The organism is Mammaliicoccus sp. I-M35 (genome assembly GCF_022386455.1).
GTDB classification, from domain to species: Bacteria; Bacillota; Bacilli; order Staphylococcales; family Staphylococcaceae; genus Mammaliicoccus; species Mammaliicoccus sciuri_A.
Genome location: NZ_JAJNIL010000035.1, coordinates 1 through 364, shown reverse-complemented (window position 1 = coordinate 364; position 364 = coordinate 1). Strand labels below are relative to the sequence as shown.

At 48.6% G+C, this 364-nt stretch carries 1 rRNA gene; it reads left to right on the top strand.

What is annotated here, in order from left to right:
* Nucleotides 1-364, top strand: a 23S ribosomal RNA gene (locus tag LQ679_RS14715); the annotation flags it as partial.

The following is a 364-nucleotide window of genomic DNA, read 5'->3' as shown; positions in this document are numbered from 1 at the left end:
TGCTGTTGGAGTGCACGTCCAAGCAATAAGACTGAGTGTTAGGCAAATCCGGCACTCGTAAGGTTGAGTTGTGATGGGGAGTTGGATCATGAATCCGACGAGTCGTTGATTTCACACTGCCAAGAAAAGCCTCTAGTTAGAAAATAGGTGCCCGTACCGCAAACCGACACAGGTAGTCAAGATGAGAATTCTAAGGTGAGCGAGCGAACTCTCGTTAAGGAACTCGGCAAAATGACCCCGTAACTTCGGGAGAAGGGGTGCTTTTTAGGGTGAAAGCCTTGAAGAGCCGCAGTGAATAGGCCCAAGCGACTGTTTATCAAAAACACAGGTCTCTGCTAAACCGTAAGGTGATGTATAGGGGCTG